The 24,974-nt window shown below is 66.3% G+C and carries 23 protein-coding genes, 1 tRNA gene and 1 pseudogene; 12 read left to right on the top strand and 13 right to left on the bottom strand.

What is annotated here, in order from left to right:
* Positions 1-479: 479 nt before the first annotated feature.
* The 3 genes from A5740_RS11875 to mfd form a co-directional block, all read right to left on the bottom strand.
* Positions 480-1,562, bottom strand: coding sequence for a nucleoside triphosphate pyrophosphohydrolase (locus A5740_RS11875; RefSeq protein ID WP_076194261.1), 1,083 nt, complete (start codon positions 1,560-1,562; stop codon positions 480-482).
* 139 nt (positions 1,563-1,701) lie between these two features.
* Positions 1,702-2,235 carry a hypothetical protein gene (locus A5740_RS11870; protein WP_076194314.1) on the bottom strand — a complete coding sequence of 178 codons (534 nt, stop codon included), beginning with the start codon at positions 2,233-2,235 and terminating at the stop codon, positions 1,702-1,704.
* A gap of 234 nt (positions 2,236-2,469) precedes the next feature.
* Positions 2,470-6,102, bottom strand: a complete 3,633-nt coding sequence (gene mfd / locus A5740_RS11865) for a transcription-repair coupling factor (RefSeq protein WP_076194259.1) — start codon at positions 6,100-6,102, stop codon at positions 2,470-2,472.
* 143 nt (positions 6,103-6,245) lie between these two features.
* On the opposite strand from mfd, the gene A5740_RS11860 reads away from it, so the two are divergent.
* The 3 genes from A5740_RS11860 (at position 6,246) to lysA (ending at position 9,835) form a co-directional block, all read left to right on the top strand.
* A complete protein-coding gene (locus tag A5740_RS11860) occupies positions 6,246-7,832 on the top strand; it encodes an alpha/beta hydrolase (protein ID WP_076194258.1) in 1,587 nt (528 codons plus the stop codon).
* Positions 7,833-7,901: 69 nt separating this feature from the next.
* A complete protein-coding gene (locus A5740_RS11855; RefSeq protein WP_254849153.1) occupies positions 7,902-8,408 on the top strand; it encodes an LppA family lipoprotein in 507 nt (168 codons plus the stop codon).
* A gap of 86 nt (positions 8,409-8,494) precedes the next feature.
* Positions 8,495-9,835: a diaminopimelate decarboxylase gene (gene lysA / locus A5740_RS11850; protein WP_076194254.1), complete on the top strand. Its 1,341-nt coding sequence runs from the start codon at positions 8,495-8,497 to the stop codon at positions 9,833-9,835.
* Between the two features lie 6 nt (positions 9,836-9,841).
* Here lysA and A5740_RS11845 read toward each other — a convergent pair whose 3' ends face one another.
* The 3 genes from A5740_RS11845 to A5740_RS11835 form a co-directional block, all read right to left on the bottom strand.
* Positions 9,842-10,165, bottom strand: a complete 324-nt coding sequence (locus A5740_RS11845) for a metalloregulator ArsR/SmtB family transcription factor (RefSeq protein WP_076194253.1) — start codon at positions 10,163-10,165, stop codon at positions 9,842-9,844.
* Positions 10,158-10,607 (bottom strand): SRPBCC domain-containing protein, encoded by a 450-nt coding sequence (locus A5740_RS11840; RefSeq protein WP_076194251.1) that lies wholly within the window; start codon positions 10,605-10,607, stop codon positions 10,158-10,160. Before A5740_RS11840 ends, A5740_RS11845 begins: the two co-directional genes overlap by 8 nt.
* A gap of 88 nt (positions 10,608-10,695) precedes the next feature.
* Positions 10,696-11,289, bottom strand: a complete 594-nt coding sequence (locus A5740_RS11835) for a TetR/AcrR family transcriptional regulator (protein ID WP_076194312.1) — start codon at positions 11,287-11,289, stop codon at positions 10,696-10,698.
* Between the two features lie 85 nt (positions 11,290-11,374).
* Here A5740_RS11835 and A5740_RS11830 point away from each other — a divergent pair.
* From A5740_RS11830 to pth, 8 genes are all read left to right on the top strand, one after another.
* Positions 11,375-11,446 (top strand) — tRNA-Gln (locus A5740_RS11830).
* 46 nt (positions 11,447-11,492) lie between these two features.
* Positions 11,493-12,950 carry a bifunctional UDP-N-acetylglucosamine diphosphorylase/glucosamine-1-phosphate N-acetyltransferase GlmU gene (gene glmU, locus A5740_RS11825; protein WP_076194249.1) on the top strand — a complete coding sequence of 486 codons (1,458 nt, stop codon included), beginning with the start codon at positions 11,493-11,495 and terminating at the stop codon, positions 12,948-12,950.
* 163 nt (positions 12,951-13,113) lie between these two features.
* Positions 13,114-14,094, top strand: coding sequence for a ribose-phosphate diphosphokinase (locus A5740_RS11820; RefSeq protein ID WP_076194247.1), 981 nt, complete (start codon positions 13,114-13,116; stop codon positions 14,092-14,094).
* Positions 14,094-14,456 (top strand): arsenate reductase (glutaredoxin), encoded by a 363-nt coding sequence (gene arsC / locus A5740_RS11815; protein WP_076194246.1) that lies wholly within the window; start codon positions 14,094-14,096, stop codon positions 14,454-14,456. Before A5740_RS11820 ends, arsC begins: the two co-directional genes overlap by 1 nt.
* Positions 14,453-15,097, top strand: coding sequence for an LpqN/LpqT family lipoprotein (locus A5740_RS11810; protein WP_076194244.1), 645 nt, complete (start codon positions 14,453-14,455; stop codon positions 15,095-15,097). The genes arsC and A5740_RS11810 overlap by 4 nt, the downstream gene beginning before the upstream one ends.
* Before the next feature lie 15 nt (positions 15,098-15,112).
* A complete protein-coding gene (locus A5740_RS11805) occupies positions 15,113-15,985 on the top strand; it encodes an oxidoreductase (protein WP_076194243.1) in 873 nt (290 codons plus the stop codon).
* A 168-nt stretch (positions 15,986-16,153) separates the two neighbouring features.
* Entirely contained in the window at positions 16,154-16,804 is a 651-nt protein-coding gene (locus tag A5740_RS11800) for a 50S ribosomal protein L25/general stress protein Ctc (RefSeq protein ID WP_076194241.1), read from the top strand.
* Positions 16,805-16,825: 21 nt separating this feature from the next.
* Positions 16,826-17,401 carry an aminoacyl-tRNA hydrolase gene (pth, locus tag A5740_RS11795; protein WP_076194240.1) on the top strand — a complete coding sequence of 192 codons (576 nt, stop codon included), beginning with the start codon at positions 16,826-16,828 and terminating at the stop codon, positions 17,399-17,401.
* 3 nt (positions 17,402-17,404) lie between these two features.
* Here pth and A5740_RS11790 read toward each other — a convergent pair whose 3' ends face one another.
* From A5740_RS11790 to A5740_RS11770, 5 genes are all read right to left on the bottom strand, one after another.
* Positions 17,405-18,490 (bottom strand): hypothetical protein, encoded by a 1,086-nt coding sequence (locus A5740_RS11790; RefSeq protein WP_076194238.1) that lies wholly within the window; start codon positions 18,488-18,490, stop codon positions 17,405-17,407.
* 163 nt (positions 18,491-18,653) lie between these two features.
* Positions 18,654-18,956 (bottom strand): hypothetical protein, encoded by a 303-nt coding sequence (locus A5740_RS11785; RefSeq protein WP_254849152.1) that lies wholly within the window; start codon positions 18,954-18,956, stop codon positions 18,654-18,656.
* A complete protein-coding gene (locus tag A5740_RS11780) occupies positions 18,956-19,390 on the bottom strand; it encodes a DUF4189 domain-containing protein (protein ID WP_076194237.1) in 435 nt (144 codons plus the stop codon). The genes A5740_RS11785 and A5740_RS11780 overlap by 1 nt, the downstream gene beginning before the upstream one ends.
* Positions 19,391-19,587: 197 nt before the next feature.
* Entirely contained in the window at positions 19,588-21,225 is a 1,638-nt protein-coding gene (locus tag A5740_RS11775; RefSeq protein ID WP_076194235.1) for a fatty acyl-AMP ligase, read from the bottom strand.
* A 337-nt stretch (positions 21,226-21,562) separates the two neighbouring features.
* Entirely contained in the window at positions 21,563-22,531 is a 969-nt protein-coding gene (locus tag A5740_RS11770) for a 4-(cytidine 5'-diphospho)-2-C-methyl-D-erythritol kinase (RefSeq protein WP_076194308.1), read from the bottom strand.
* A 55-nt stretch (positions 22,532-22,586) separates the two neighbouring features.
* Here A5740_RS11770 and A5740_RS11765 point away from each other — a divergent pair, with 55 nt between their 5' ends.
* Positions 22,587-23,450: a serine/threonine-protein kinase gene (locus A5740_RS11765; RefSeq protein ID WP_076194233.1), complete on the top strand. Its 864-nt coding sequence runs from the start codon at positions 22,587-22,589 to the stop codon at positions 23,448-23,450.
* Positions 23,451-23,506: 56 nt separating this feature from the next.
* Here the strand turns inward: A5740_RS11765 and rsmA are convergent.
* Both rsmA and A5740_RS11755 read right to left on the bottom strand, forming a co-directional pair.
* Positions 23,507-24,441: pseudogene (gene rsmA, locus A5740_RS11760) on the bottom strand (16S rRNA (adenine(1518)-N(6)/adenine(1519)-N(6))-dimethyltransferase RsmA); the annotation flags it as partial.
* The coding region (locus tag A5740_RS11755) for a resuscitation-promoting factor (protein WP_175616227.1) at positions 24,438-24,974 on the bottom strand (537 nt) is incomplete at its 5' end. The gene A5740_RS11755 and the pseudogene rsmA, both read right to left, overlap by 4 nt.

Genomic DNA, 24,974 nt, shown 5'->3' with positions numbered 1-24,974 from the left:
TAACCTGGACCTCAGCAAAACCTTTGTCGCTCTGAGTTTTTGTCGCTCGCGCATCATTGGCCACATGAGCATCATCCGTCCAGCGCCTGATTACGAGCGACTCTGTCGCTGATAGCTGGACAACCCAAAACCCGTGGCACATGAGGTAGTTGGGGCTTGAGCGACGTGAGTACTCATTGACTGCGTGACAAACGGTACCCGTGGTGCTCGTCTGGCGATTGTCGCTGAAAAGTCGCGCATAGTCGGGCACATCGGCACTTGCTCCCGTTCCCGCGACACGCCGAAACGCCGGCGTGGATTCCGAAGCCCAACACAGTGACGGCGTCCCGCAAGTCCGGAGCGACGCGGCAATGTGTGATGCAACAAAGTGCGATGAAACAAAGTGTCACTCACTCACGTGAGTAACGTGGCGGCGAAAAAATTCGCCGAAAATCGCCTTGGTGTTACTGACGTGAAACGGACCAAGGGGCAGCCCGTCGTCAATCGCCGAGACGATCACCTTCGTCGTGCTCAGTCTCCGGTTCATCCTGTGATGAAGGTTCGTCCTCAGGTGCGTCGGCCTCGCCATCCCCGTCAGCCGGCGAGTCTTCCCCGTCCGCGGCAACCGCTTCCGTACCCGGCCAGTAAGTCCGCCACTCGTCCTCTGAGATCGACCCCAACGGGGTTGCGTCGAGCTCCTCGGGCACGTCCTCGCCGCGGCGGCCGGCCGCCACATCGGACTCCACCACCCGCACGGTGTCCATGAATTCCAAAACGGCGCTACGCAAATCATTCTCGGCGTCGGCGTCGGCAGACACCGCCACCGAGGTCAGCGCTACCGGCACCAGGTCGAGGGGTAGGCCCGCCTGGGCCACCCGGGCCAACACCTTCTGCGCCAACGCCAACGCCGGCTGGCCGGTGGGCACGTCGTCCATCGACGACACCCTCGCCTTGACCTTCTGCTCTTGAGCCTTGCGCTCCTCCCACTGAGCGAGCTGCTCATCCAGTGAAATCGTTTCTCCGGCAAGCACTGCGGGCACGCGGTTGCCGAGCTTGCGCACCAACGCATCGGCGACGTCGTCGATGCTGAACGGATGAACGGGTGCATCTTCGGCGATGCGGGCATGGAACAACACCTGCAGCAGCACATCGCCGAGCTCTTCACGAAGCTCGTCGGCGTTGCCGCCGCGCACCGCATCGAACAGTTCGTAGGTCTCTTCCAGCAGATACCGACGCAACGAGTCGTGGGTCTGCTCGCTCTCCCATGGTCCGGCGGTGCGCAGGCGGTCCATCATCGCGACGGCATCCAGGAGCCGCTCCCCCGCCTGAGCCTGGGGAGCCGCGATCAACCGGGCCCCGGCCGCCAAACGCGCTTTGACCGCAGGATGCTCCGGGTCCGAGGACAACAGAACAGGGGCGGCTTCGTCTTCCGATTCGTCCGAGAGCCACGGCCGCGCCGCGGGCAGCGACCACGGCACCTTGACCGGCATCTCCTCGGTGTACTGCACATCACCGGTAAGCAGATCGATCGCGTCGACGGGGATCAGGGATGGGCGGCGGGGGTCGACCAATACGACGGTCATCGGGCTACACCCCCTTACACATTTCGACGAGACCGTTGATCTCGGTTATACCAACAGGTTGCTGTTCCTCGACGCGTGCAGAGACGGGATGGCCGCCCTGCCCGAAGGCAAGGCGGCCATCATGTCACATCCGCCGGACTCAGGACTCCGGCTGGAGCGGGGCATCCGGGATCACCCAGTGCCCCGGCGTCTCATCGAAGAACGGGTTGACGACCCCGTTGACCGTGGGCAGCTTCTTCAGCTGACCAGGCGGGATTCCGAAGAAGGGATTCGCCACGCCGTTGATCGTCGGCGAGTTCATCAACTGCCCGGGTGCGATGTTCCCGTTCGGCTGCCGGAAGAAATTGTCCACCTCGGGGAACCGCACAGTGGGCACGTTCACATCGGGAACATTCACGCTGGGAACATTCACGTCGGGAACGTTCACGCTGGGCACGTTCACATCCGGAACATTCACGCTCGGCACGTTCACATCAGGAACGTTCACGCTGGGAACATTCACATCAGGAACATTCACGCTCGGCACGTTCACACCCGGCGCAGCCGGCGCCGGAATCGGGGGCGGTTGTGGCACATCGGGAACCGCGTGCGCCATGCCCGTACCCAGGCCGAACGCACCAAGTCCCAGTGCACCGGCCATTGTCGTGGTTACTGCAAACTTCTTGAAGTTCATGGTCACTCCTTCGCCTTGCCTCACCGCGACCGCACCAATCGGTGGCAGTCGCGTGATGTTCGGTTTGGGAAATTGCATGACCGCCTTATGGCCGACGATCTCGCCGCCACTCTCCTGGACGACTACGCAATACCTTGACCCCCGTGATGTTTGTCGGATCGGCAGCCCGACGCGTTATCAACGCTTCGGCGATTCGGCGTCGTGGCCACGCAAAAAGGTGGCCCTACCAGGCGCTCAGGCCGGAGAATTAAATCCGGCAGTGACGTCGAACGTGCCGTCCGTTTGTCCGTTGAGCACGAGCACCAGGCCGGCAACCCATTGCACAAGGTCAAGATCACGGATGCGCGGTGACCCGATGCCGTCACTCTCCCGCGGAATCGGCACCTGAACCGTCGAGGTGGTGGCCCGGTAGTGCCCACCCGGATACATGCGCTTGAGCCGCAGCTGCGCGGAATCAGGCAACACCAGCGGCGACACCCGGATCGTCGACGCCGACACCGCGCCGATCTCGGTGATGCCGTAGTCACGGCACAGTAACCGCAGCCTCGCCACTGCGACCAGGCGCTGCGCCTCGACCGGCAGCGGACCGTACCGGTCGACGAGTTCGTCCACCACGGCCCGAATCGAGCCCTCGTCCGTCGCGGCGGCCAGCCGTCGATAGCCTTCCAACCGCAACCGGTCACTGTCGATGTACTCCGGTGGCAGGTGCGCGTCGACCGGCAGATCGACACGGACCTCTTTCGGCTCCTGCGGTGTGGCAACGGTTTTCCCGTCAGCCGCCGCGCGATACGCCTCGACGGCCTCACCGACCAGCCGCACATACAGATCGAAACCGACACCGGCCACGTGGCCCGACTGCTCCACGCCCAGCACGTTGCCGGCGCCTCGAATCTCCAAGTCCTTCATGGCCACTGCCATGCCCGCACCCAACTCGTTGTTCTGCGCGATCGTGGCCAGCCGGTCATAGGCGGTCTCGGTCAGCGGAGAATTCGGCGGATACAGGAAGTAGGCGTAGCCGCGCTCACGACTGCGCCCAACCCGGCCGCGCAACTGGTGCAACTGCGACAGGCCGAAGGTGTCGGCCCGCTCGACGATCAGCGTGTTGGCATTGGAGATGTCCAGGCCCGTCTCGACGATCGTGGTGCAGACGAGGATGTCGTACTCCCGGTTCCAGAAGCCCTCGACGGTCTTTTCGAGCGTCTCCTCGTTCATCTGTCCGTGTGCGACAACGACGCGCGCTTCGGGCACGAGTTGGCGGATCCGCGCGGCGGCCTGATCGATGGTGCGCACCCGGTTGTGGATGTAGAACGCCTGCCCGTCACGCAGCAGCTCACGACGCAGTGCCGCCGCCACCTGCTTGTCGTCATGCGGACCGACGTAGGTCAGCACCGGGTAGCGCTCCTCCGGCGGGGTGAGGATCGTCGACATCTCGCGAATGCCGGCCAAGCTCATCTCCAGGGTGCGCGGGATCGGCGTGGCGCTCATGGTGAGAACGTCGACGTGGGTGCGCATCGACTTGATGTGCTCTTTGTGCTCGACGCCGAAGCGCTGTTCCTCGTCAACGATGATCAGCCCCAGGTCTTTCCACGTCACCCCGGTCTGCAATAGCCGGTGCGTGCCGATCACCACGTCGACCGATCCGTCGGTCATCCCCTCCATGGTGGCCCGCGACTCGGCCGGATCGGTGAACCGCGACAACCCCTTCACCGTCACCGGGAAACCCGCCATGCGATTGGTGAAGGTCTGCAGATGCTGATCGGCCAGCAGCGTCGTCGGCACCAGCACCGCGACCTGCTTACCGTCCTGCACCGCCTTGAACGCCGCCCGCACCGCGATCTCGGTCTTGCCGTAGCCCACGTCGCCGCAGATCACCCGGTCCATCGGAACCGGCTTCTCCATATCGGATTTGACCTCGGTGATCGCGGTCAGCTGGTCCATGGTCTCGGTGAAGCCGAAGGCATCCTCCATCTCGTTCTGCCACGGGGTGTCCGGGCCGAACGCGTGGCCCGGGGCGGACTGCCGCTTGGCGTACAACGCCACCAGTTCACTGGCGATCTCACGAACCGCCTTGCGCGCCTTGGTTTTCGTATTCGCCCAGTCACTGCCGCCCAGCTTCGACAGCGACGGCGCCTCACCGCCGACGTACCGCGACAGCTGATCCAGCGAATCCATCGGCACGTACAGCCGGTCGGATCCCCCGCCGCGCTTGGACGACGCGTACTCCAGCACCAGGTACTCGCGGCGCGCGCCGCCGACCACCCGCTCGGTCATCTCGACGAACTTCCCGATGCCGTGTTGATCGTGCACCACGAGATCACCGGCGGTCAGCGCCAGTGGATCGACGACGTTACGTCGTTTGGCGGCAAGCTTTTTGCCCTCCGAGGCGGTGACCCGGTTGCCGGTCAGATCGGTCTCGGTGATGATCACGAGGTTGGCTCCGGCCAGCACCACACCGTCGTGCAGCGGCCCCTTCAGCACGCCGACGACACCCGCTTTGGGTGCCGCACCGGGCTCCAACATGGCTGCGGGCGTATCGGATTCACCGAGCTGCTCGACGACGCGGTGCGCAGTACCGGTGCCCGGCGTGACCACCGCGGCGTATCCGCCGGTGGCCACGTGGGCGCGCAGCATCGCAAAGATCTCGTCGAGACTCTGCTGACTGCGCGCCGACGGGGACGGCCGTAGATCGAGTTCGGTGGCGCGCTCGTCGGGCAGCTGGCTCAACGTCCACCAGGGATGCCCGTCGGCCACGGCGTCTTCGCGCGCCTGGGTGAACGGGACGAAACCGGAGGCACCCATCGCCTCGATGTCGATCGGGGCGTCGCCGCCGACCGCGGCCGTCGACCAGGATGCCTCCAGGAATTCCTGGCCGGTCTTGATCAGGTCGGCCGCGCGGGTCCGCACCTTCTCCGGATCACACAAGAGCACCGGAGCACCCTCGGGCAAATGGTGCGTCAGCGTCGTCGGCTGCACCGGGTGCAGCAACGGCAGCAGCGCCTCCATCCCGTCGACCGGGATGCCCTCGGCGAGTTTGGCCAGCATGTCGGGCACGCTGCCGGGCACGCTGTTCTCATGGGTGGGGTGCTCGGCGGCCAGGACCGCCGCACGCTCGCGGACTTCGGCGGTCATCAGCAGCTCGCGACACGGCACCGCGACCACGTTCTGCACCGGCACCTCGGGGATCGACCGTTGGTCGGCGATCGAGAAGCACCGCATCTCGGAGATCTCGTCGCCCCAGAACTCGACGCGCACCGGATACTCGGCGGTCGGGGGAAAGAGGTCGAGGATGCCGCCGCGGACGGCGAACTCGCCACGTTTGCCGACCATGTCGACCCGGGTGTAGGCCAGGTCGACCAGCCGGGTGATGACGGCTTCGAACTCGGCTTCCGCCCCAACAGTGAATGTCACCGGCTCGACCCCCACCACGTCGGGGGCCATCGGCTGCAACAGCGAACGGGTGGTGGTCACGACCACCCGCAACGGCGGCCCCAGGGTCTCGTCGTCGGGGTGGGCCAACCGGCGCAGCAGCAGCAACCGGGCACCAACGGTCTCCACGCCCGGCGACAGTCGCTCGTGCGGCAGGGTCTCCCAGGACGGGAACAGGGCGACGGCGTCGCCGAACACGCCGCGCAGCTCGGCGGTCAGATCGTCGGCTTCCCGGCCGGTGGCGGCGACCACCAGCAACGGGCCCTGCTGGGCCAGCGCAGCGGCCACCAACACTCGGGCGCTCGACGGACCCACGAGTGCGAGATCGGCGGGCCGGTCGGCGGCGCGGTGAATGACGTCCTGCAGGGACGGATCGGTCAAAGCCAGCTCGATGAGACCCGCGATCGGGGTCTGAACATGGTTGTGCCCCGGTGCGGTCATGATGCCCCCATTCTACGGGGCTGCGATTTCGGGTCCGCCCCGCACACGCGGGCACGATTTTGGTGCACCGAACCCCGGCCGCACCCTGCTAGCTTTTTGACAGCGAGCGTTCAGACAGGAGCAGTGATGGGCGGGAGCGGCCGATGACCGTCACGATCTCCACCGTCACCGCCAGCAATCCGTCCGCCTTGTCCGACTCCGCAGCCCAACTGCAGGGAAAGATCGATCGGCTCGATGAACTGATCGGTAATCAGAGGCAGCTTCTGGCGAGTCTGGCCGCGGACTGGAAAGGCACTGCAGCTGACGCAGCGTTGGCCGCCGGTAACAAGAATCTCCGACAGCTGGTGGACCTGCAGTCGCGCTTGGCGAACATCCAGACCGCTCTGAAGTCCGGAGAGTCCAATCTCACGCCGCTGCGGTCCGAGATCCTCAACGTGTCCAAACAGGCGATGAGCCTCGGCGCCAACGTCAGCGACGATGGCACCGTCACCGCTGCGGGCTCAAGCAAGCTCATGACACCTAAACTGGCCGCCGCCTACACGTCCACCCTGAAAAGCCTTCTCCAGCAGTTTGACTCGGTCGACGAAGCACTTGCCAACGCTGTCAGACAGAGCGCATCTGGAACCGGAGATCCGAAGGCAAGCAATACCGGCGATCCGCCGGAGTCACCGTTCAAGCGCGATCTCGAATCCCTCAAGCCGCCTGGCGGCGCCACCGATACCGAGGTCAACCAGTGGTGGGACTCGTTGAGTGAGGAGGAGCGCAACCGAATCATCGTCGAGCGGCCAGAATGGGTCGGAAACCTAGACGGAGTGCCCGGAACCGCGCGTGACCTGGCCAATCGCAACCGGCTGGGCACCCTGCGCAACGATCCGAATCTGACTGCAGAAGAACGGGCCACGCTGGTCGAGATCGACAAGGCGCTGTCCGAGCCGGATCGTCAGCTTCTTGTTGTCGATTTCGACGGCGAGCATCCGAAAGTGGCGCTGGCGATCGGCAACGTCGATACCGCCGACCACGTCAGCGTGTATGTACCGGGCACGGGTTCGATAACGTACGACAACCCGACAGACGGCAACGATCTGCCCGCGTACGTCGAGCAGGCGACGTGGCTCAAGACGGAAACTGAGCGAGTGTTGAGAGATGCCAAGAAGGCAGACGAAACCGTCGCCACCGTCGCCACCGTCGCCTGGCTCGGTTACGAGCCGCCATCCAACGTCTTGCAAGCCACCCGACCGCACTACGCCGACGACAACGCACCTGCATTGGCCTCATTCATCAACGGCCTCGACAGCTCCCGCGACACCGATCCACATCTCACCGTTCTCGGCCACTCCTACGGGTCGACCCTCGCCAGCGAGGCACTGCAGCGAGGCACCGCTGCCGACGACGTCGTGTTTATGGGTTCGCCAGGCCTGGAAACCAGTCCACAGCAGTACCGCATCGATACCTCACCATCGAATCTCCACTTGCCCGAAGGGCATGTCTATGTCGAGCACTCGAAAGGCGACTGGGTGGCCAACGCGAGGATCTTCGGTCAGACGATTCCTTCAGATCTGCCTGGGTTCACCGACTTGTCCACCAATGCCGAAACCACACCGCTAGGTCCGCGAGACGAATCGACAGGGCATAGCAAATACTCGTTCTCCAACACGACTGCGCTCTACAACCAGGCGGTCGTGGTGGCTAATTTGGGTCAAGATGAGCATTATTTACGAGCGGAGGGCTGAATGGGAAGAATCATCATTGCTGTCACTCTGGCAATAGTGCTCGCAGGGTGCGGCCATATATTCGACACCATGCCCCCGGTAAAAGGTGAAGGCGACTACGGCTACGGCACACCGAAAGAACTCGGCGCCCTGCTGGAACGCCGCGACGCCGAAGAAGTCGTCGCCGAACGCGACCGGATGATTGCAGAGATCACCACCGAACTATCTCGAATCGTGCCTGGCGGAAATTGGCTACGTGACAGCGAGGGCACCCGCACGCCCTGCGGTGAGTTCGGCTCTACCGACGGCAGAATCGACTTCGGTCCGCACTACACGTCGGATGTTCCCGTGCCCGCAGCCCTGTGGCACCAGGCATCTCAAGCCGTCATCGACATCGCCGCCAAGTATGGATACACAGACGTGACGAGCCGGACCGAGAACGCCACCGACGACAACCCCAAAGACCTCACCATCCGCGACCCAGACAGCGGCCGACTGGCATTCGGTTCCATGAAGGCCTCAACCCTCCAAGTCACCACCGGCTGCTACCTGACCGCCGAAGCGAAGCGGCAAGCCCGCGATGCCGCGCCGAAGTAACTGGACCCCGTCAGGATCGGCCCCATCGGCGTCAAGGAACCGTCAAACCCGATGACGTAGGCGGCCGCGCGGCACACGGTGAAGTCATGACATTGCTGGACATCCTGCCCTCACTGCGAGCGACCACCCGGCCACGGCTCGACCCGAACATCTGGCCACTGACCACCGGCGTCGACGAACTCGGCCGGATCACTGTCGGCCGGGTGGCCCTGACCGACATCGCCGATCAGTACCGCACGCCGGCGTATGTGCTGGACGAGACCGATTTCCGCACCCGCGCGCGTCGCTACCGGGCCGCGCTGGGCCAGACGCAGGTGGTGTACGCCGGCAAGTCACTGTTGACGACCGCGGTCGCCCGGTGGGCTGCCGAAGAAGGCTTGGGCATCGACGTGTGCTCGGCCGGTGAGTTGGCGACGGCCCTGGCCGGCGGTGTCGACCCGGCGCGGATCGTGCTGCAGGGCAACGCCAAATCGTGTGACGAACTGCGCGACGCCATCGACGTCGGGGCGGGCCGGATCGTGATCGATTCGCCGATGGAGATCACCTACCTGGCCGGGCTGGTGCGTCGCCCGCAGCAGGTGCTGATCCGGGTCACGCCGGACATCGACATCTGTGGGCACCGAGCGGTGACGACCGGTGTGACCGACCAGAAGTTCGGTTTCGCGCTGGCCGATCGGCGGGCGTCGCGCGCGGCCGCCCGCATCCTGGCCACACCCAACCTCGACCTCGTCGGCCTGCACTGCCACATCGGTTCGCAGATCACCGATCCGGCGCCCTATGGTGAGGCGGTGCGCCGCCTGATCGGTGCGATGGCCGATATCCGTGCCGAACACGGTGTGGTGTTGACCGAACTGAACATCGGTGGCGGGCATGGGGTTCCGTATGTGCGCGGGGATGCGGCGCTGGACATCACAGCGTTCGCGGCCGTCGTGGACGACGCATTGACCACGGCGTGTTCCGGCGAACGCTTCCCCCGGCCGCGCCTGGTCGTGGAACCCGGCCGGGCCATCAGCGCCCGCGCCGGGGTGACGCTGTACCGGGTGTGCGGGGTGAAGTCCCAGCCCGGCGGGCGCACCTTCGTGGCAGTCGACGGCGGCATGAGCGACAACCCCCGGGTGGCCCTCTACGACGCGAAATACACTGTGGCCCTGGCAAACCGGCACCCGCTTGGCCCGACCATGGTGGCCACCGTGGTGGGCCGGCACTGCGAGGCCGGGGACGAGATCGTTCGCGACGTCGAGTTACCCACCGGTATCCACGCCGGCGACCTGTTGGCCGTCGCCTGCACCGGCGCTTATCAACACAGCATGGCGTCGACCTACAACATGGTGGGCCGGCCCCCACTGGTCGCGGTGCGTGACGGGGCGTCGCGAATGTTGGTGCGCCGGGAGACGACGGCCGATCTGTTGTCGCGGGATCTGGGCTGAGCGCCGTCAGCCGTCCCGCTCGGCGGCGTTCTTGATCCTGGCCAGGCGGCGTTCCCAGCCGGCCGCGATACCGTCGAGCCGTCGCGCCACCTCGCTGAGCCGAGCTCCCACCGCCTCGTACTTGATCTCACGGCCCGCCCGGGTGGCCACCACCAAGCCCACATCGGTGAGCACTTTCAGATGTTTGGCGATGGCCTGGCGGCTGATCGGGAGTTCGTCGGCCAACGCCGATGCCGACGCGGGCCGACGCCCGAGCGCGACCAGGACCTGCCAGCGGCTGTCGTCGGCGAGCGCAGCGAAAACCTGTACCGGCGAGGCGTTCTCAGGCATCGGCAGCGGCTCCTGTGAGATGTTTCTGGGCGAGGCCGAGTTCGAGCACCCAACCGCCACTGTGGTCATCGAACCGGGAGCGGCGGTCGGCCTCGGGCTCGTCGAGCGAGGCGAATCCACTTTCGACCACGCGCAGGACCACGCCGGACGGAGCTGGGGTGATCCAGAACTCAACGAGGGTGGATGCGCTTTCGAGATCGTCGGGGTCGATGTGCCAGCGAAAGGCCGCATAGCGCGGCTCATCGAGCGTGACGATGCGCAACGCGAACTTCCCGTGGGTGGGGTCGGTGACGATGGCGATGTCGCCGTCACGCTCGATGTCGTGTTCGGTGATCTGCTCGTCGTTGATGTACCAACCGGGTTGACTCACGAGATCCCAGACGCGTTGCGCCGGTGCGTCGATGGTGATCTCGCGCTCGATGCGGTCGTAGTCGGTGGTCATGTCAGGGCTTCCTCTCTGGCGGTCTTGTTGCAACCCAAGGGTTGCACATCAAGCCCTGCATCTGCAACCGTTGAGTTGCAGCTTCGACTTACTCCTCGTGCAGCACGGGGTCCGGCTCCAGGTGCGTCAGCCCGTTCCAGGCCAGGTTGACGACGTGCGCGGCCACCACTTCCTTCTTGGGCTCGCGCACGTCGAGCCACCACTGCGCCGTCATCGACACCGACCCGACCAGCGCCTGGGCGTACAGCGGCGCCAGGTCGGGATCGAGCCCGCGACGGGAGAAGTCCCCGGCCAGGATCGAGGACACCTGGTTGACCGCGTCGTTGAGCAGCGTGGCGTACGTGCCCGAGGTGATGGCGGCCGGCGAATCGCGGATCAGGATGCGGAAGCCGTCGGTGTGTTCCTCGACGTAGGTCAGCAGCGCCAGCGCCACCCGTTCGACGCGCACCCGCGACCGGTTATTGGTCAGCGACGAGGTGATCCCGTCCAGCAGTGCCGACATCTCCCGGTCGACGACGACGGCGTACAGGCCTTCCTTGCCGCCGAAGTGCTCGTAGACCACGGGTTTGGAGACACTGGCGCGCTGGGCGATCTCCTCGATCGAGGTGCCCTCATAGCCCCGTTCGGCGAACAACGACTTGGCGATCTCGATCAGCTGCTGGCGTCGTTCGCTGCCGGTCATCCGGGCTCGAGGGGCCCGCACTTCCTTCTCGGGTGCTGCCACGCATATCAGGCTAGACCGTTCGACTAGAGTCTCTCCCGAACATTCCGTCGTGGTGTAATCGGCAGCACCTCTGATTTTGGTTCAGATAGTTCAGGTTCGAGTCCTGGCGACGGAGCTCAGGCGTGCCAATCGGCCAGCAGCACGCAGCGGAGAGGGGAACTGTGTCGACCACCGAGGCCGCAGTCGTCGTACTGGCAGCAGGTGCCGGAACCCGAATGCGCTCGGACACCCCCAAGGTGCTGCACACATTGGGCGGTCGCAGCATGCTCAGCCACGCCGTCCACACCGTGGCCAATGCCACCGCCCGCCACCTGGTGGTCGTCCTCGGCCATGACCGGGAACGCATCGCCCCCGCGGTCGACGAGCTCGCCGGCAAGTTGGGCCGCACCATCGACGTCGCGATCCAGGACCAGCAGCTGGGCACCGGCCACGCCGTGGCCTGCGGGTTGAGCGCGCTGCCCGACGAGTTCACCGGCACGGTCGTGGTGACCTCGGGCGATGTCCCATTGCTCGATGCCGCCACCCTGGCCGGACTGATCGACACCCACAGCGCAGCGACGGCCGCGGCCACCGTGCTGACCACCACGGTGCCCGACCCGACCGGCTACGGCCGCATCCTGCGCACGCAGGACAACGAGGTGATCGGCATCGTCGAGCAGGCCGACGCCACCGAGTCGCAGCGGGCCATCCGCGAGGTCAACGCCGGGGTGTACGCCTTCGACATCGCCGACCTGCGCTCGGCGCTGAGCCGGTTGAGCTCGAACAACGCCCAGCAGGAGCTGTATCTCACCGACGTCATCGCGATCGTGCGCCAGGACGGCCGCACCGTACGGGCCATGCACGTCGACGACAGTGCGCTGGTGGCCGGCGTCAACGACCGGGTGCAGCTCGCCGACCTTGGCGCCGAACTCAACCGCCGCATCGTCGCCCGCCATCAACGTGCCGGGGTGACGATCATCGACCCGGCCACCACCTGGATCGACGTCGACGTGGCCATCGGCCGCGACACCGTCGTCCGTCCCGGCACGCAACTGCTCGGCGCCTGCGAGATCGGTGCCGGTTGCGAGATCGGCCCGGACTCCACCCTGACCGACGTCGAGGTGGGTGACGGCGCGTCGGTGGTGCGCACCCACGCTCAGCTCGCGGTGATCGGCGCAGGCGCGACCGTCGGGCCGTTCAGCTATCTACGGCCCGGCACGATCCTGGGTGCCGAGGCCAAGCTCGGCGCCTTCGTCGAAACCAAGAACTCCACGATCGGCACGGGCACCAAGGTGCCGCACCTGACCTACGTCGGCGACGCCGATATCGGCGACCACAGCAACATCGGGGCGTCGAGCGTGTTCGTCAACTACGACGGCGAGAACAAGCACCGCACCACGATCGGGTCCCATGTGCGGACCGGCTCCGACACCATGTTCATCGCCCCGGTCTCCGTGGGCGACGGTGCCTATACCGGTGCCGGCACCGTGCTGCGTGACGACGTGCCACCCGGAGCATTGGCGGTCTCGGACAATGCCCAGCGCACGATCGAGGGCTGGGTCGAGCGGAAGCGTCCGGGGTCGGCCGCGGCCCAAGCTGCCGCGGAAGCGGCCCGAGAAGCGCGCGGCGAGACCGACTGACCTGTTGTGCTGAAGATTGTGGCCACCACGTGGCCTCGATCTTCAGCGTTGACGATCTCAACCTGAGACGTTTGGTGTTGGCAATCTGGTAACCCGGCTACGAACAAGCAGAAACGCTACGTACGATTGCTCCGTATCGATCCCCAACCGCGAAGGCAGCCAAGTGGCCACGGACTGGACCGACAATCGAAAAAACTTGATGCTGTTCTCGGGGCGTGCGCACCCTGAGTTGGCGGAGCAGGTGGCCAAAGAACTCGGAATCGAGGTCACGGCGCAGACCGCCCGGGACTTTGCCAACGGCGAGATCTTCGTCCGGTTCGACGAGTCGGTGCGCGGCTGCGACGCCTTCGTCCTGCAGAGCCACCCGGCCCCGCTGAACCAGTGGTTGATGGAACAGCTCATCATGATCGACGCGCTCAAGCGCGGTAGCGCCAAGCGGATCACCGCGATCCTGCCGTTCTACCCCTACGCGCGGCAGGACAAGAAGCACCGCGGCCGCGAGCCGATCTCGGCGCGCCTGGTCGCGGACCTGCTCAAGACTGCCGGCGCCGATCGCATCGTCTCGGTGGACCTGCACACCGACCAGATCCAGGGCTTCTTCGACGGCCCCGTCGATCACATGCGCGGGCAGTCGCTGCTGTGCGGCTACATCGGCGAGAACTATGCCGGCGCGGACATGGTCGTGGTCTCCCCCGACTCCGGCCGCGTGCGCGTCGCCGAGAAGTGGGCCGACTCCCTGGGCGGTGTCCCGCTGGCCTTCATCCACAAGACCCGCGACCCGCTGGTACCCAACCAGGTCGTGTCCAACCGGGTGGTCGGTGACGTCAAGGGCAAGACCTGCATCCTGACCGACGACATGATCGACACCGGCGGTACCATCGCCGGCGCGGTCAAACTGCTCAAGCAGGACGGCGCCAAGGACGTGGTGATCGCCGCCACCCACGGCGTGCTGTCCGATCCGGCCGCGCAGCGTCTGGCCGAGTGCGGTGCCCGCGAGGTGATCGTCACCAACACGCTGCCGATCACCGAGGACAAGCAGTTCCCACAGTTGACCGTGCTGTCCATCGCGCCGCTGCTGGCATCGACGATCCGGGCGGTGTTCGAAAACGGTTCGGTCACCGGACTGTTCGACGGGTCGGCTTAATGGCCGAGTCTGATGGGCGGCCCGCCGCCGTGATTTTTCACAACCCCAAATGCTCGACCTCCCGTAAGACGCTGGACCTGCTGCGCGAGAACGGGATCGAACCCGAGGTCGTGCAGTACCTCAAGACGCCGCCGACCCGTGACGAGATCAAGAAGCTGATCGCCGACGCGGGTATCGACGTGCGGACCGCGGTGCGCAAGCGCGAATCGCTCTACACCGAACTGGGTTTGGCCGACGCCTCCGACGAACAACTGCTCGATGCGATGGCCGAACATCCCATCCTGATCGAGCGGCCTTTCGTCGTCACCGACAACGGCACCCGGTTGGCCCGGCCGATCGATTCGGTGCGCGAGATTCTGTGAAACGGCTGTTTGCCACGGCCGGCGCCCTGGCGGTCCTGGTCACCGGCTGCGGCGCGGAAACCCCGGACTACCAGTCGATCTGGACGACGAGTTCGACAACTCCGGCCCCCGATGCGGAAACTCAACCGGTGCCGCTGTGGCAGTACCTCGAGGACTCCGGCGTGGTCGGCGAACCGATTGCGCCCGAGAAGATCCCGCACCTGAGCGTCACCATGCCCAGCCCACCGGGCTGGCAGCCGTACAACAACCCGAACCTGGCCCCGGGCACCCGGATGATCGCCAAGGGCAACACATACCCGACCTCGATGCTGCTGGCCTTCGCATTGCACGGCGACTTCGACGTGCCCAAGGCGCTGCAAGAACACGGCTACGCCGACGCGCAGCTGTCGGAAAACTTCAAGCAGCTCAACGCCTCCCACGCGGATTGGAAGGGCTTCCCCTCGGCGATGATCGAGGGCAGCTACGACCTCAACGGCCGACGCATGCAGACCTACAACCGCATCGTCATCCCCGACGACGGGTTGCAGCCTCCGCAGCGCTATCTCATTCAGCTGACCATCACGACATACGCGGACGAGGCTGCGGCGCAAGGACCCGACATCGAATCGATCATCACGGGCTTCAACGTCGCGAAGAAATGACCGTAAGGTAGCGGCATGAGTGGATGGACCAGTGCCGACCTGCCCTCCTTTCGCGGCCGCCGGGTGATCGTCACCGGCGCCAACAGCGGGCTGGGCCTCATCACCGCCCGTGAGCTTGCCCGCGTCGGCGCCAAGGTCACCGTCGCGGTGCGCAATCTGGAGAAGGGCACTGCGGCCGCCGAGACGATGGCGGGCGGGCAGGTCGAGGTCCGCAAACTCGATCTGCAGGATCTGGCCTCGGTGCACGAGTTCGCCGACACCGTCGAGAGCGTCGACGTCCTGGTCAACAACGCCGGCATCATGGCCGTCCCGCTGAGTCGCACCGTCGACGGCTTCGAGAGCCAGATCGGCACCAATCACCTGGGCCACTTCGCCCTGACCAATCTGCTGCTGCCCAAGGTCACCGACCGGGTGGTGACGGTGTCGTCGTTGATGCACTGGATCGGCAAGATCAGCCTGCGCGATCTGAACTGGAAGTCACGGCCGTACTCGGCCTGGCTGGCCTACGGGCAGTCCAAGCTGGCCAACCTCGTGTTCACCTCGGAGTTGCAGCGACGGTTGACGGCGTCGGGCTCACAGGTCCGTGCGGTGGCCGCGCACCCCGGCTACTCGGCCACCAATCTGCAGGGCCAGACCGGCAACAAGCTCGGCGCCCGGATGATGGCGACGGCCAACCGCGTGTTCGCCACCGACGCGACGTTCGGCGCCCGCCAGTCGCTGTACGCGATCTCGCAGGACATACCCGGCGACAGCTTCATCGGCCCGCGGTTCGGCCAGTTCGGCCCCAGCCAACCCGGCGGTCGCAGCCCGTTGGCCCGCAACGTGGCCACCCAGAAAGCGTTGTGGGAGCTGTCCGAGCAGCTCACCAAGACCACATACCCGCTGTAGGTCGGACGGCGCGATTTTTGCCCGACGCGTCGCATTTGCTACCCTGACCTGGCGTCACGGCGAGGGTGGACCTTTTGGCCACCGTTATCGGCGGGAACTTCTGTAAGTGTTGTGACCCTTGCCGTGCTGACGATCTGACCGCAGTACCGCAACCAGAGGAGCAACACCATGGCGAAGAATGCCGCCGCCCCCAACAAGCTGACCGCCACCGTGCGCACCCGTACCGGCAAGGGCGCCTCGCGCCAGGCCCGCCGCGACGGCAACGTGCCCACCGTGCTGTACGGCCACGGCACCGAGCCCCAGCACCTGGAGATCAACGCCCGCGAGTTCGCCGCCGTGCTGCGCCACTCGGGCACCAACGCCGTGCTGACCCTCGACATCGCGGGTACCGAGCAGCTGGCCCTGACCAAGGCGCTGGACATCCACCCGATCCGCCGCACCATCCAGCACGCCGACCTGCTGGTCGTGCGCCGTGGCGAGAAGGTCACCGTCGAGGTCACCGTCACCGTCGAGGGCGACGCCGCCCCGGGCACCCTGGTCACCCAGGACGCCAACACCATCGAGATCGAGGCCGAGGCCCTGTCGATCCCCGAGCACCTGACCGTGTCGGTCGAGGGCGTCGAGGCCGGCACCCAGTTCCTGGCCAGCCAGATCGAGCTGCCGGCCGGCGTTTCGCTGGTGTCGGATCCCGAGCTGCTCGTGGTCAACGTCGTCGAGGCCCCGAGCGCCGAGGCGCTGGAGTCCGAAGGCGCCGGCGAGACCGCCGAGGCCCCGGCCGAGGAGCCGGCTGCCGAGGCTGCCGAAGAGTCGGCCGAATAACGCCGTAGGACATCTGCATCGATGGCCGAGCCGCTGCTGGTGGTGGGCCTGGGAAACCCCGGGCCCGCCTACGCCAAGACCCGGCACAACGTCGGGTTCATGGTGGCCGATGTGCTGGCCGCCCGCATCGGCTCGGCCTTCAAGGTGCACAAGAAATCCGGAGCCGAGGTGATCACCGGGCGGCTCGCCGGAGCTCCCGTGGTACTGGCCAAACCACGGTGCTACATGAACGAGTCCGGCCGTCAGGTCGGACCGTTGGCCAAGTTCTATTCCGTGCCGCCCGACCGGATCGTGGTCATCCACGACGAGCTCGACATCGACTTCGGCCGCATCCGGCTCAAGGTCGGTGGCGGCGAAGGCGGCCACAACGGGCTGCGGTCGGTGGCATCAGCCCTGGGCAGCAAGGACTTTCAGCGAGTCCGCATCGGGGTGGGCCGTCCCCCGGGCCGCAAGGATCCGGCAGCCTTCGTGTTGGAGGCGTTCACCGCCGCCGAACGGGCCGAGGTGCCGACGATCTGCGAGCAGGCCGCCGACGCCACCGAGCTGCTGATCGCCCAGGGCCTGGAGCCGGCCCAGAACACCGTGCACGCCTGGTGACGTTCACCAGCTGAAGGGCCGGTCGAGGGCGAGCGTGCGTTCGGCCTTGGTGTACCACCCCTGCGCCGCGTACTGATCGGTGTGCAGATAACACTGCACCCGCACCTCGCGACTGCCGGGGCGGAAGGTGAGCAGCCGGCTGATCGGCAGGGTCGTGATCGGCATGTGGTGGCGACTGAGCGACGCGACATTCAGGAAAAAGGTTCCGCCCCAAGACTGTTCGATATGCGTCTTGCCTCCGTGGTTGTCGTCGGGGTGGGTGTGCGTGTGGCCGGCCAACCACAGCGCGACCGCGCGCGGATGTGCGGTGAGGTACCGCTCGAACGCTCCGGAATCCGGCTTACCGCCAACCCAGTACAGATAGGACGCACCCTGTGGCGTGCCCTCCAGAAACGGGCGGTGGTAATGCTCGTGGAGTTCTCCGTCCGGGCCACGACGCACTCCCTCCCACTCCCCTGACGCCACCGTGGTGTCCTTGAGGACGTAATGGTGCACCGTGACGATGATCGAATCACGGTTCTGCTCAACCATGTTCGCCCACCATTGGAATGTCTCCTCGGAGACCACCCCGCCCGGGTTGCCGCCGAGCGCGCCCCGGCCCACGGTCTGCGACGGTTCGTTGCGGTCGCTGAGCATCAGGAACAGCAGATTGCCGACTCGGAACGAATACCGTTCCCACGTCCCGGTTATCGGATACCGCCGGGCGCCGGCGTCGACGCCGGAATGTACCGTGTGCTCGCCCAGCGGGTCGATCCACTTCTGCCACCACCAGGCGTCGGGTTCGGAAAGCCCACTGCGATCATGGTTTCCGCACACCGAGTACACATCTTCACGCCGGTGTTTGCGCATCACCGACAGTTGCCGTCGGACCTCGCGCCCCTCGGCATCGTCGGGCAGGCTGTGGTGCGCCCCCGACATGTCGCCGACATCGACAGCGATGTCCCAGTCGAACGGCGGCCCGCCTTGCGCGCCACCGAACTCCGACTGACGGATCGCCTCGGCCAGACTCTGCCTGCCGAACTGATTGTCCGTACCGACGTGGGCATCACCGAACGCCCACAACCGAAACTCACCGCCATGTGTCGTCATCGCCGCTGAACCCTAGTGCCGCAGGCGCACCCGGGTCGGGCATTGCACTCAGGCTGATTTCAACCGGCTGCTGACGCTGCCCAGGCCCAAAACACTTCCGCGAGCGCGCATGTCAGGCAAACCGACACGCACGCTCGCGGCGCGGTGGATGAAACTCGTATTGTCAGCGGCGGGCGCCGGGCATTCCCAGCCACGGGAACACCGGGATATTGGCCGGCGGCGCCGTCGTACCGGGGCGCGCCTTGATCGACGTGCTGCCGTTGGTCGTGCAGATGGTCTTGGTGGCCGTGTCCTGGCAGGTCGGTCGCGCGGACGCCATCGGCGCCGAGATCACCGATACTGCCGCCAGACCTGCCATCACGAAGGCAAACTTCCCGCGACCTGTCATCATGTCCTTCCCTTTCCGGGCTACGACCGCGATACCAGAGTGGTCATGCGCGAAACGCGCCGGCATCCGCTCGCTCATCAGGGGCAGGCCGATACGACAACGGGAGAATCCGCATCGAGCGGGGTGTTGTTTGCCGCTGCCCGGTTGAAGGCGTCCTGGCGGGCGGCTTCCACCGTCGGCCCGGCGCCGCCGGCCACGGCCCAGTTGCTGTCGCTGGCGACAGACACGATGCAGAGATTGTCGTTCGTCACCTGGTCTGCGGTGCAGTCCACACCACCTGCGGCCTGGCAAGCCGCGATCACCGCAGCCGAAGCCTCTTCACTGGTGTCACCGGTTGCGGTGAAACCCCCTATGGTGCCGACGAAATCGCCGGTACCGACCGCCGCAAACGTGTCTTCGGGGTCGCCTTCCACATATCCACCCGGGCCACCCGCCCATGCGGTGCCCGCAGAGATCCCCGCGGCGATAACGCCCGCTCCGAGGATCGCCGAAAGCCATCGGGTATTGACCATTCCGGTCCTCTCCTAGAAGTAGTTCGGCGTCAGAATACACAGGAGATGCCCAGTTCGCTTGCGGTCCAAACGGAGACCGCGTGTCATTTTCCGAAGAAATGGCGCCGGCCGCGCGTCAGCGCGATCGTGCGCAAAGTGCCGATCAAGTGCGGTGTGTCGCGCGGCAGACCCGCACGCTCGCGCAGCTGCGGCTCGGGTCAGCCGGTGACGAGCGAGACCGAATTGGCGCGACGCAGCTTGCCCGACGGCGTCTTCGGGATGCTGCCCGGGCCCAGCACGACGACGTTGCGCGGCCGCATGTCGACCTCGGAGACCACCTCGTGTGCCACCTGATGTTCGATGCGACGCACCTCGGCCGGGTCCTGCCAGGCGTTGGATTCGACTGCGACAGCGAAGGTTTCGCGTGAGTGCCCGGCATCCAGGCGCACCGCGACCGCGCAGCCGGGGCGCACGCCCTCGACACGGCCGGCCGCACGTTCGATGTCGGTCGGGTAGATGTTGCGTCCCGCCATGATGATCACGTCCTTGACGCGACCGCACACCACGACGTTGCCCTCCTCGGTGATGTACCCGAGGTCGCCGGTGTCGTACCAGCCGTGCTCGTCCTGGGCCGGCAGGAAACCGCCCATGGTGATGTAGCCGGGCGTCAGCGACTCCCCGCGCAGTTCGATGACCCCGACGCCGCGAGGCTGCATGACCTCACCGTTCTCGTCGACGACGCGAGCCTCCAGGTCCCGCAGCAGCGGACCCAGCGACGCCAGCCGCTTGGTGTTGCCCTTGGTGGCGGGCACCGCGCGGCGCAACGCGGCCAGCAGGTCCGCGTCGACCTCGTCGACCACCAGGCCGGCGTTGCACGGAGAGAACGACACCGCCAGGCAGGTCTCGGCCATGCCGTAGGCCGGCAGGATCGCCGAGGGCTTGAGCCCGAACGGTTTACCGGCGTCGATGAGATCCTCGACGTCGGCCGGCTCGACGGGTTCGGCACCCGACAGGGCGAACCGCAGCGTGGACAGGTCGTATTCGCCCGGCTTGGCCTGACGGCGCAGCCGCTTGGCGAACAATGCGTAGGCGAAGTTGGGCGCCGCGGTCATGGTGCCCTTGTACTTGTCGATGAGCTTGGCCCACAGCAGCGTGTCACGCAGGAAGTCCATCGGCGTGACCTTGACGAGCTCGGCGCCGAAGTACATCGGGATGGTCAGGAAGCCGACCATGCCCATGTCGTGGAAGCAGGGCAGCCAGCTGACCATGACGTCCTTGTCGACGTCGTACTCCGCGCCGACGAACATGGCCTCGGCATTGGAGTGGATGTTGCGGTGGGTGATCTGCACGGCCTTGGGCGATCCGGTCGAGCCGGAGGTCAGCTGCATCAGCGCCAGATCGTCCTCGCCGGTCTCCACCGGGTCGATCGGGTCGGCGGCCAGCAGATCGGCCACCTTGAGCACCTTGATGCCCTTTTCTTCAAGCACCGGGATGGCGACCAGGAACGGCTCGGAGACGATGACGGCGTCGGCCTCGATCATGCCGATCACGTTCATGGTGTCCTCGGCCCACACCGCCAGGTCGGTACGTGGGGTCGGCTGGTGCAGCATGGTCAGGCTCGCGCCGCGCATCCAGACGCCCTGCGCGGTCGGGGCGATCTCCACCGGGAAGCCGGCCAGCACGCCCACGGCGTCACCGTGTTCGATACCCGCGGCGGCCAGGCCGCCTGCGATGCGCCGAGCCCGCTCGTGAACCTCGCCCCAGGTCTGACGAACCGGCTCGTGTGGTTCGCCGGTCACCATGCCGCGTGTGCTCTCCTGAGCATTGCGGAACATCTTCTCGGTGAATCTGCTCACGACGACCTCCTTGGCTTCCGCGACCCTGGCACCGGCGGCAAAACGCCGGCTGCCGATACACGGTTCTCCATGCTCCGCCCGCTGCGCAACGCTTTTGGGTAGGCGCGCGTGCACGATTGGGCAGCAGTTATGTCTCGATCCGGTGATGCCGCAGGTCCGGGTACACAGATGTGCGACCGCCCGCGATCAGGGGTGGCGGGCGCACAAGTCGCATCCGAGAGGAAACCGCTAGCATTCACCGTCGCCCATCTTAAGAGACCCTTAAGTAACTGGCCAAACCCTCGCGGTAATTGAGGTCTGCGTCACATCTGTTCCCCGCCGCTGCGGGCTGCGCAGCTCAGACGGACGTCGTCGGCGTCGGCACCACCCGGGCCCCGCTGACGGGCCCGCTGGCCACCCGCACCGTCCGGCACACCCCGGCCCCCGCCAATTCGGCGCCGACATCCACCGCCGCGGTCGACGACGGGCACAGGAACGCACACGTCGGCCCCGATCCGGACACGATGCCCGCCAGCGCGCCGGCCTCCACCCCGGCCCGCAGGGTCCGGCGCAGATCCGGATACAGGCTCAACGCGGCCGGTTGCAGGTCATTGCCGAGCAGGGCGGCAAGTTCGGCCGGGTCGCCGGAGGCCAGCGCCGCCAGCACCGGCTCAGGCTCCTCGGCCCGCGGTGGCCCTCCGGTCGAGGTGTCCGCCCGCAGCCGGTCCAGCTCGCCGAACACCTTCGGCGTGGACAACCCCCGGTGCGCGAATGCCAACACCCAGTGGAAGGTGTTGCGGGCCAGCACGGTGGCCAACTCTTCGCCGCGCCCGGTGCCCAGCGCTGTGCCGCCGTGCAGCGCGAACGGCACGTCGCTGCCCAGCTGGGCGGCCAGGGCATGCAGGTCGCGGCGCGGCACCCCGAGCTCCCACAGGGTGTTCATCGCCACCAGCACCGCCGCCGCGTCGGCACTGCCGCCGGCCATGCCACCGGCCACCGGGATCGACTTCTCGATGCTGATCGCCACATCCGGTGCGCGGCCCACGTGCTCGGCCATCAGTTCAGCGGCCCGCCACGCCAGGTTGCGCTCGTCGGTCGGCACCGACTCCACGCCCTCTCCCGACACGGTCAACGACAACACGTCGGCGTTGCGCACGGTCACCTCGTCCAGCAGTGACACGGCGTGGAACACCGTGGTGAGGTCGTGGTAGCCGTCGTCGCGCACATCGCCGACGGCCAGGTGCAGGTTCACCTTGCCGGGGACACGCACGCTGACCGAACCGGTGGGGACCCACTCGGAGGCGGTACTGCCGTCGGATGCTGACACGGCCACGACACTATCGCCGCCCACCCGTCGTTGTCGGTGAACTTAAGCTGAGACGATGCCCTCACCCGAGGTGATCGTCGCGGGATACACGGCGGCGGACGTCATCGGCCGCGGCGGGTCGGCCGTGGTCTACCGGGCGAGAAACTTCGAGGGACACACCGTCGCGCTGAAGGTCCTCGACGATCAGCACCGCAGCCCCGAACACCTGGCCCGGCTGCAGCGGGTCTTCGACCTCGCGCGCCGCCTCGACCATCCCAACATCGTCACGGTGTACGCGGCGGGCCCGGGTTGGTTGGCTGCCGAGTTGCTCGAAGGCGGCACGGTCAGCGGCCTGACCGACCTCGCCGAGCGCCTCACCGCGCTGACCCAGATCGCCGGCGCGCTCGACCACGCGCACCGGCGCGGAATCGTGCACTGCGACGTCAAACCCGCGAACATCATTGTCGATCAACCGTTTTCGCGGGCTGTGCTGATCGACTTCGGAGTGGCGCACTCGATGGCCGAGGATGTGGCGGCCCGGCTGGCACACAACAGTTCACGGCTGAGCCTCGACCCAGCGCGCCGGATCACCCGTCAGGCGGCCGCGCCGCACCCGAATGTGGTGGCGTCCCTGCCCTATTCGGCACCCGAGCTACTGGCCGGCCGGGCGCCGACGGGAGCCACCGACCAGTACGCCCTGGCCTGCACCGCCGTCGAGTTGCTGACCGGATCGCCACCATTTGCCGCCGACGACGCGATGGGCCTGATCGAGCACCAGATGAACAGCCGGCCACCGCGAATATCGCAGCGGTGCACGTGGATTCCGCCCGCGCTCGATCGCGTGGTGGCAACCGCACTGGCCAAGGACGCCGACCGGCGCCACGGCTCCTGCTCGGAGTTCATCGGCCAGGTTTGCGAGGCGTTGGACGGCCCAGTGTGAAGAAGATCGCGAGATTGTCGAAAAATCTCGCGATCTTCTTCACATTGGACGCCGAGAGACGTAGAGGCTAGGCCTTCTGCGTCGCCTCGAGTCGGGCTGCCGCCTCGACCTGAGCCGCCGCCTCGCCCGCGGCCTCCTTGGCCCGCTGCAGTAGCCGGACGAAGTCGGCGATCCCGAGGGTCTCACCGCGACGGGACGGGTCGATGCTGGCGGCCAGCAGCCGCTCCGCCGACTCGTTGCCCGACCCCGCCCAGTCGGCGAACGCATTGCGAGAGGTCTTCCGGCGCTGCGCGAAACCGATGTCGATGAGGCTGAACACCTCGTCGCGGAACGCGGTGTCCGTTGGCCATGGCGACGTCTCGTACCGGTCGATGCGCACCAACCCGGAGTACACCCGCGGAATCGGCCAGAACACCGTCGGCGAGACCATCCCATGCCGGCGCACGTTGCCGTAGAACCGCACCTTGGCGCTGGGCACGCCGTAGTCCTTGCCACCGGGCTCGGCGGCCAGCCGTTCGGCAACCTCGGCCTGCACCATGACCATCACCGTGCGAATCGACGGGAATTCGGCCAACAGGTGCAGGATCGCCGGCACCGCCACGTTGTACGGCAGGTTCGCCACGAGCGCGGTCGGCTGTTCGGCCAGATCGGACGGCATCAACGTCAGGATGTCCTGGTTGATGACGGTGAGCCGGTTGATCTCGCTGTGAGAGTGATCGGCGATGGTGGCCGGCAACTGCTTGGCCAGGATCGGGTCGATCTCCACCGCGGTCACCTTCGCGCCGCGATCGAGCAGGGGCAGGGTCAGCGACCCGAGGCCCGGCCCGACCTCCAGCACATGGTCGTTCCGGTTGATCCCGGAAGCCGACACGATGCGCCGAACGGTGTTGGCATCATGAACAAAATTCTGGCCAAAGGCCTTGCGTGGTCGAAAGTCGATCTCTTTCGCCAAGCGTCGTATCTCGGTCCGCCCGAGCAGTCGAATAGTCAGCGCGCCCCAATCCTCCCACTACACACCGGCCAAGCTCCCCAGCCTTGCCGGGCTTGCGTCACCGTAGCAATCGCAATCTGCTCTTCTCTTGTCGCCAAATCGGCTCTCGGAGCATACCGCAGACCACCCTGTCGCTCCCAGGTGTTCTGGTCGAATTGGACGCCACCGAAAAAACCGTTACCAGTGTTAATGGCCCAATTACCTCCCGCTTCGCACTGCGCGAGAGAGTCCCACTGGGCCCCGTTGGCGACCGGCGGAACTTCGGTGCCGGGCTTTGCTCCGACCCTCAGCACACCATCACGAGCCGGCGTGATAACGACATTGGCTACTGGCAGCCTGCCCGTCTCCACGCCGTTCACCTTGGCCACGGCGTAGGTGACGTCCTGGGTGCCGGGAGCGCCCGGGTCCTCGACGATCTGCCGGCTCATGTTGAGCTCGACATCTTCGATGCGCTTGTTGTCCGGCGCCAGCGGGATCCGCTCGGTCACCGAGGGTATGCAGATCCAGGTGACCCGCACCCGCATCGAGAAGGT

Source organism: Mycobacterium sp. GA-1841 (assembly GCF_001954135.1).
In the GTDB taxonomy this organism is placed as follows: Bacteria; Actinomycetota; Actinomycetes; order Mycobacteriales; family Mycobacteriaceae; genus Mycobacterium.
The sequence above is the reverse complement of the archived record's forward strand: the minus strand, read 5'-3'. Positions and strand labels throughout refer to the sequence as shown.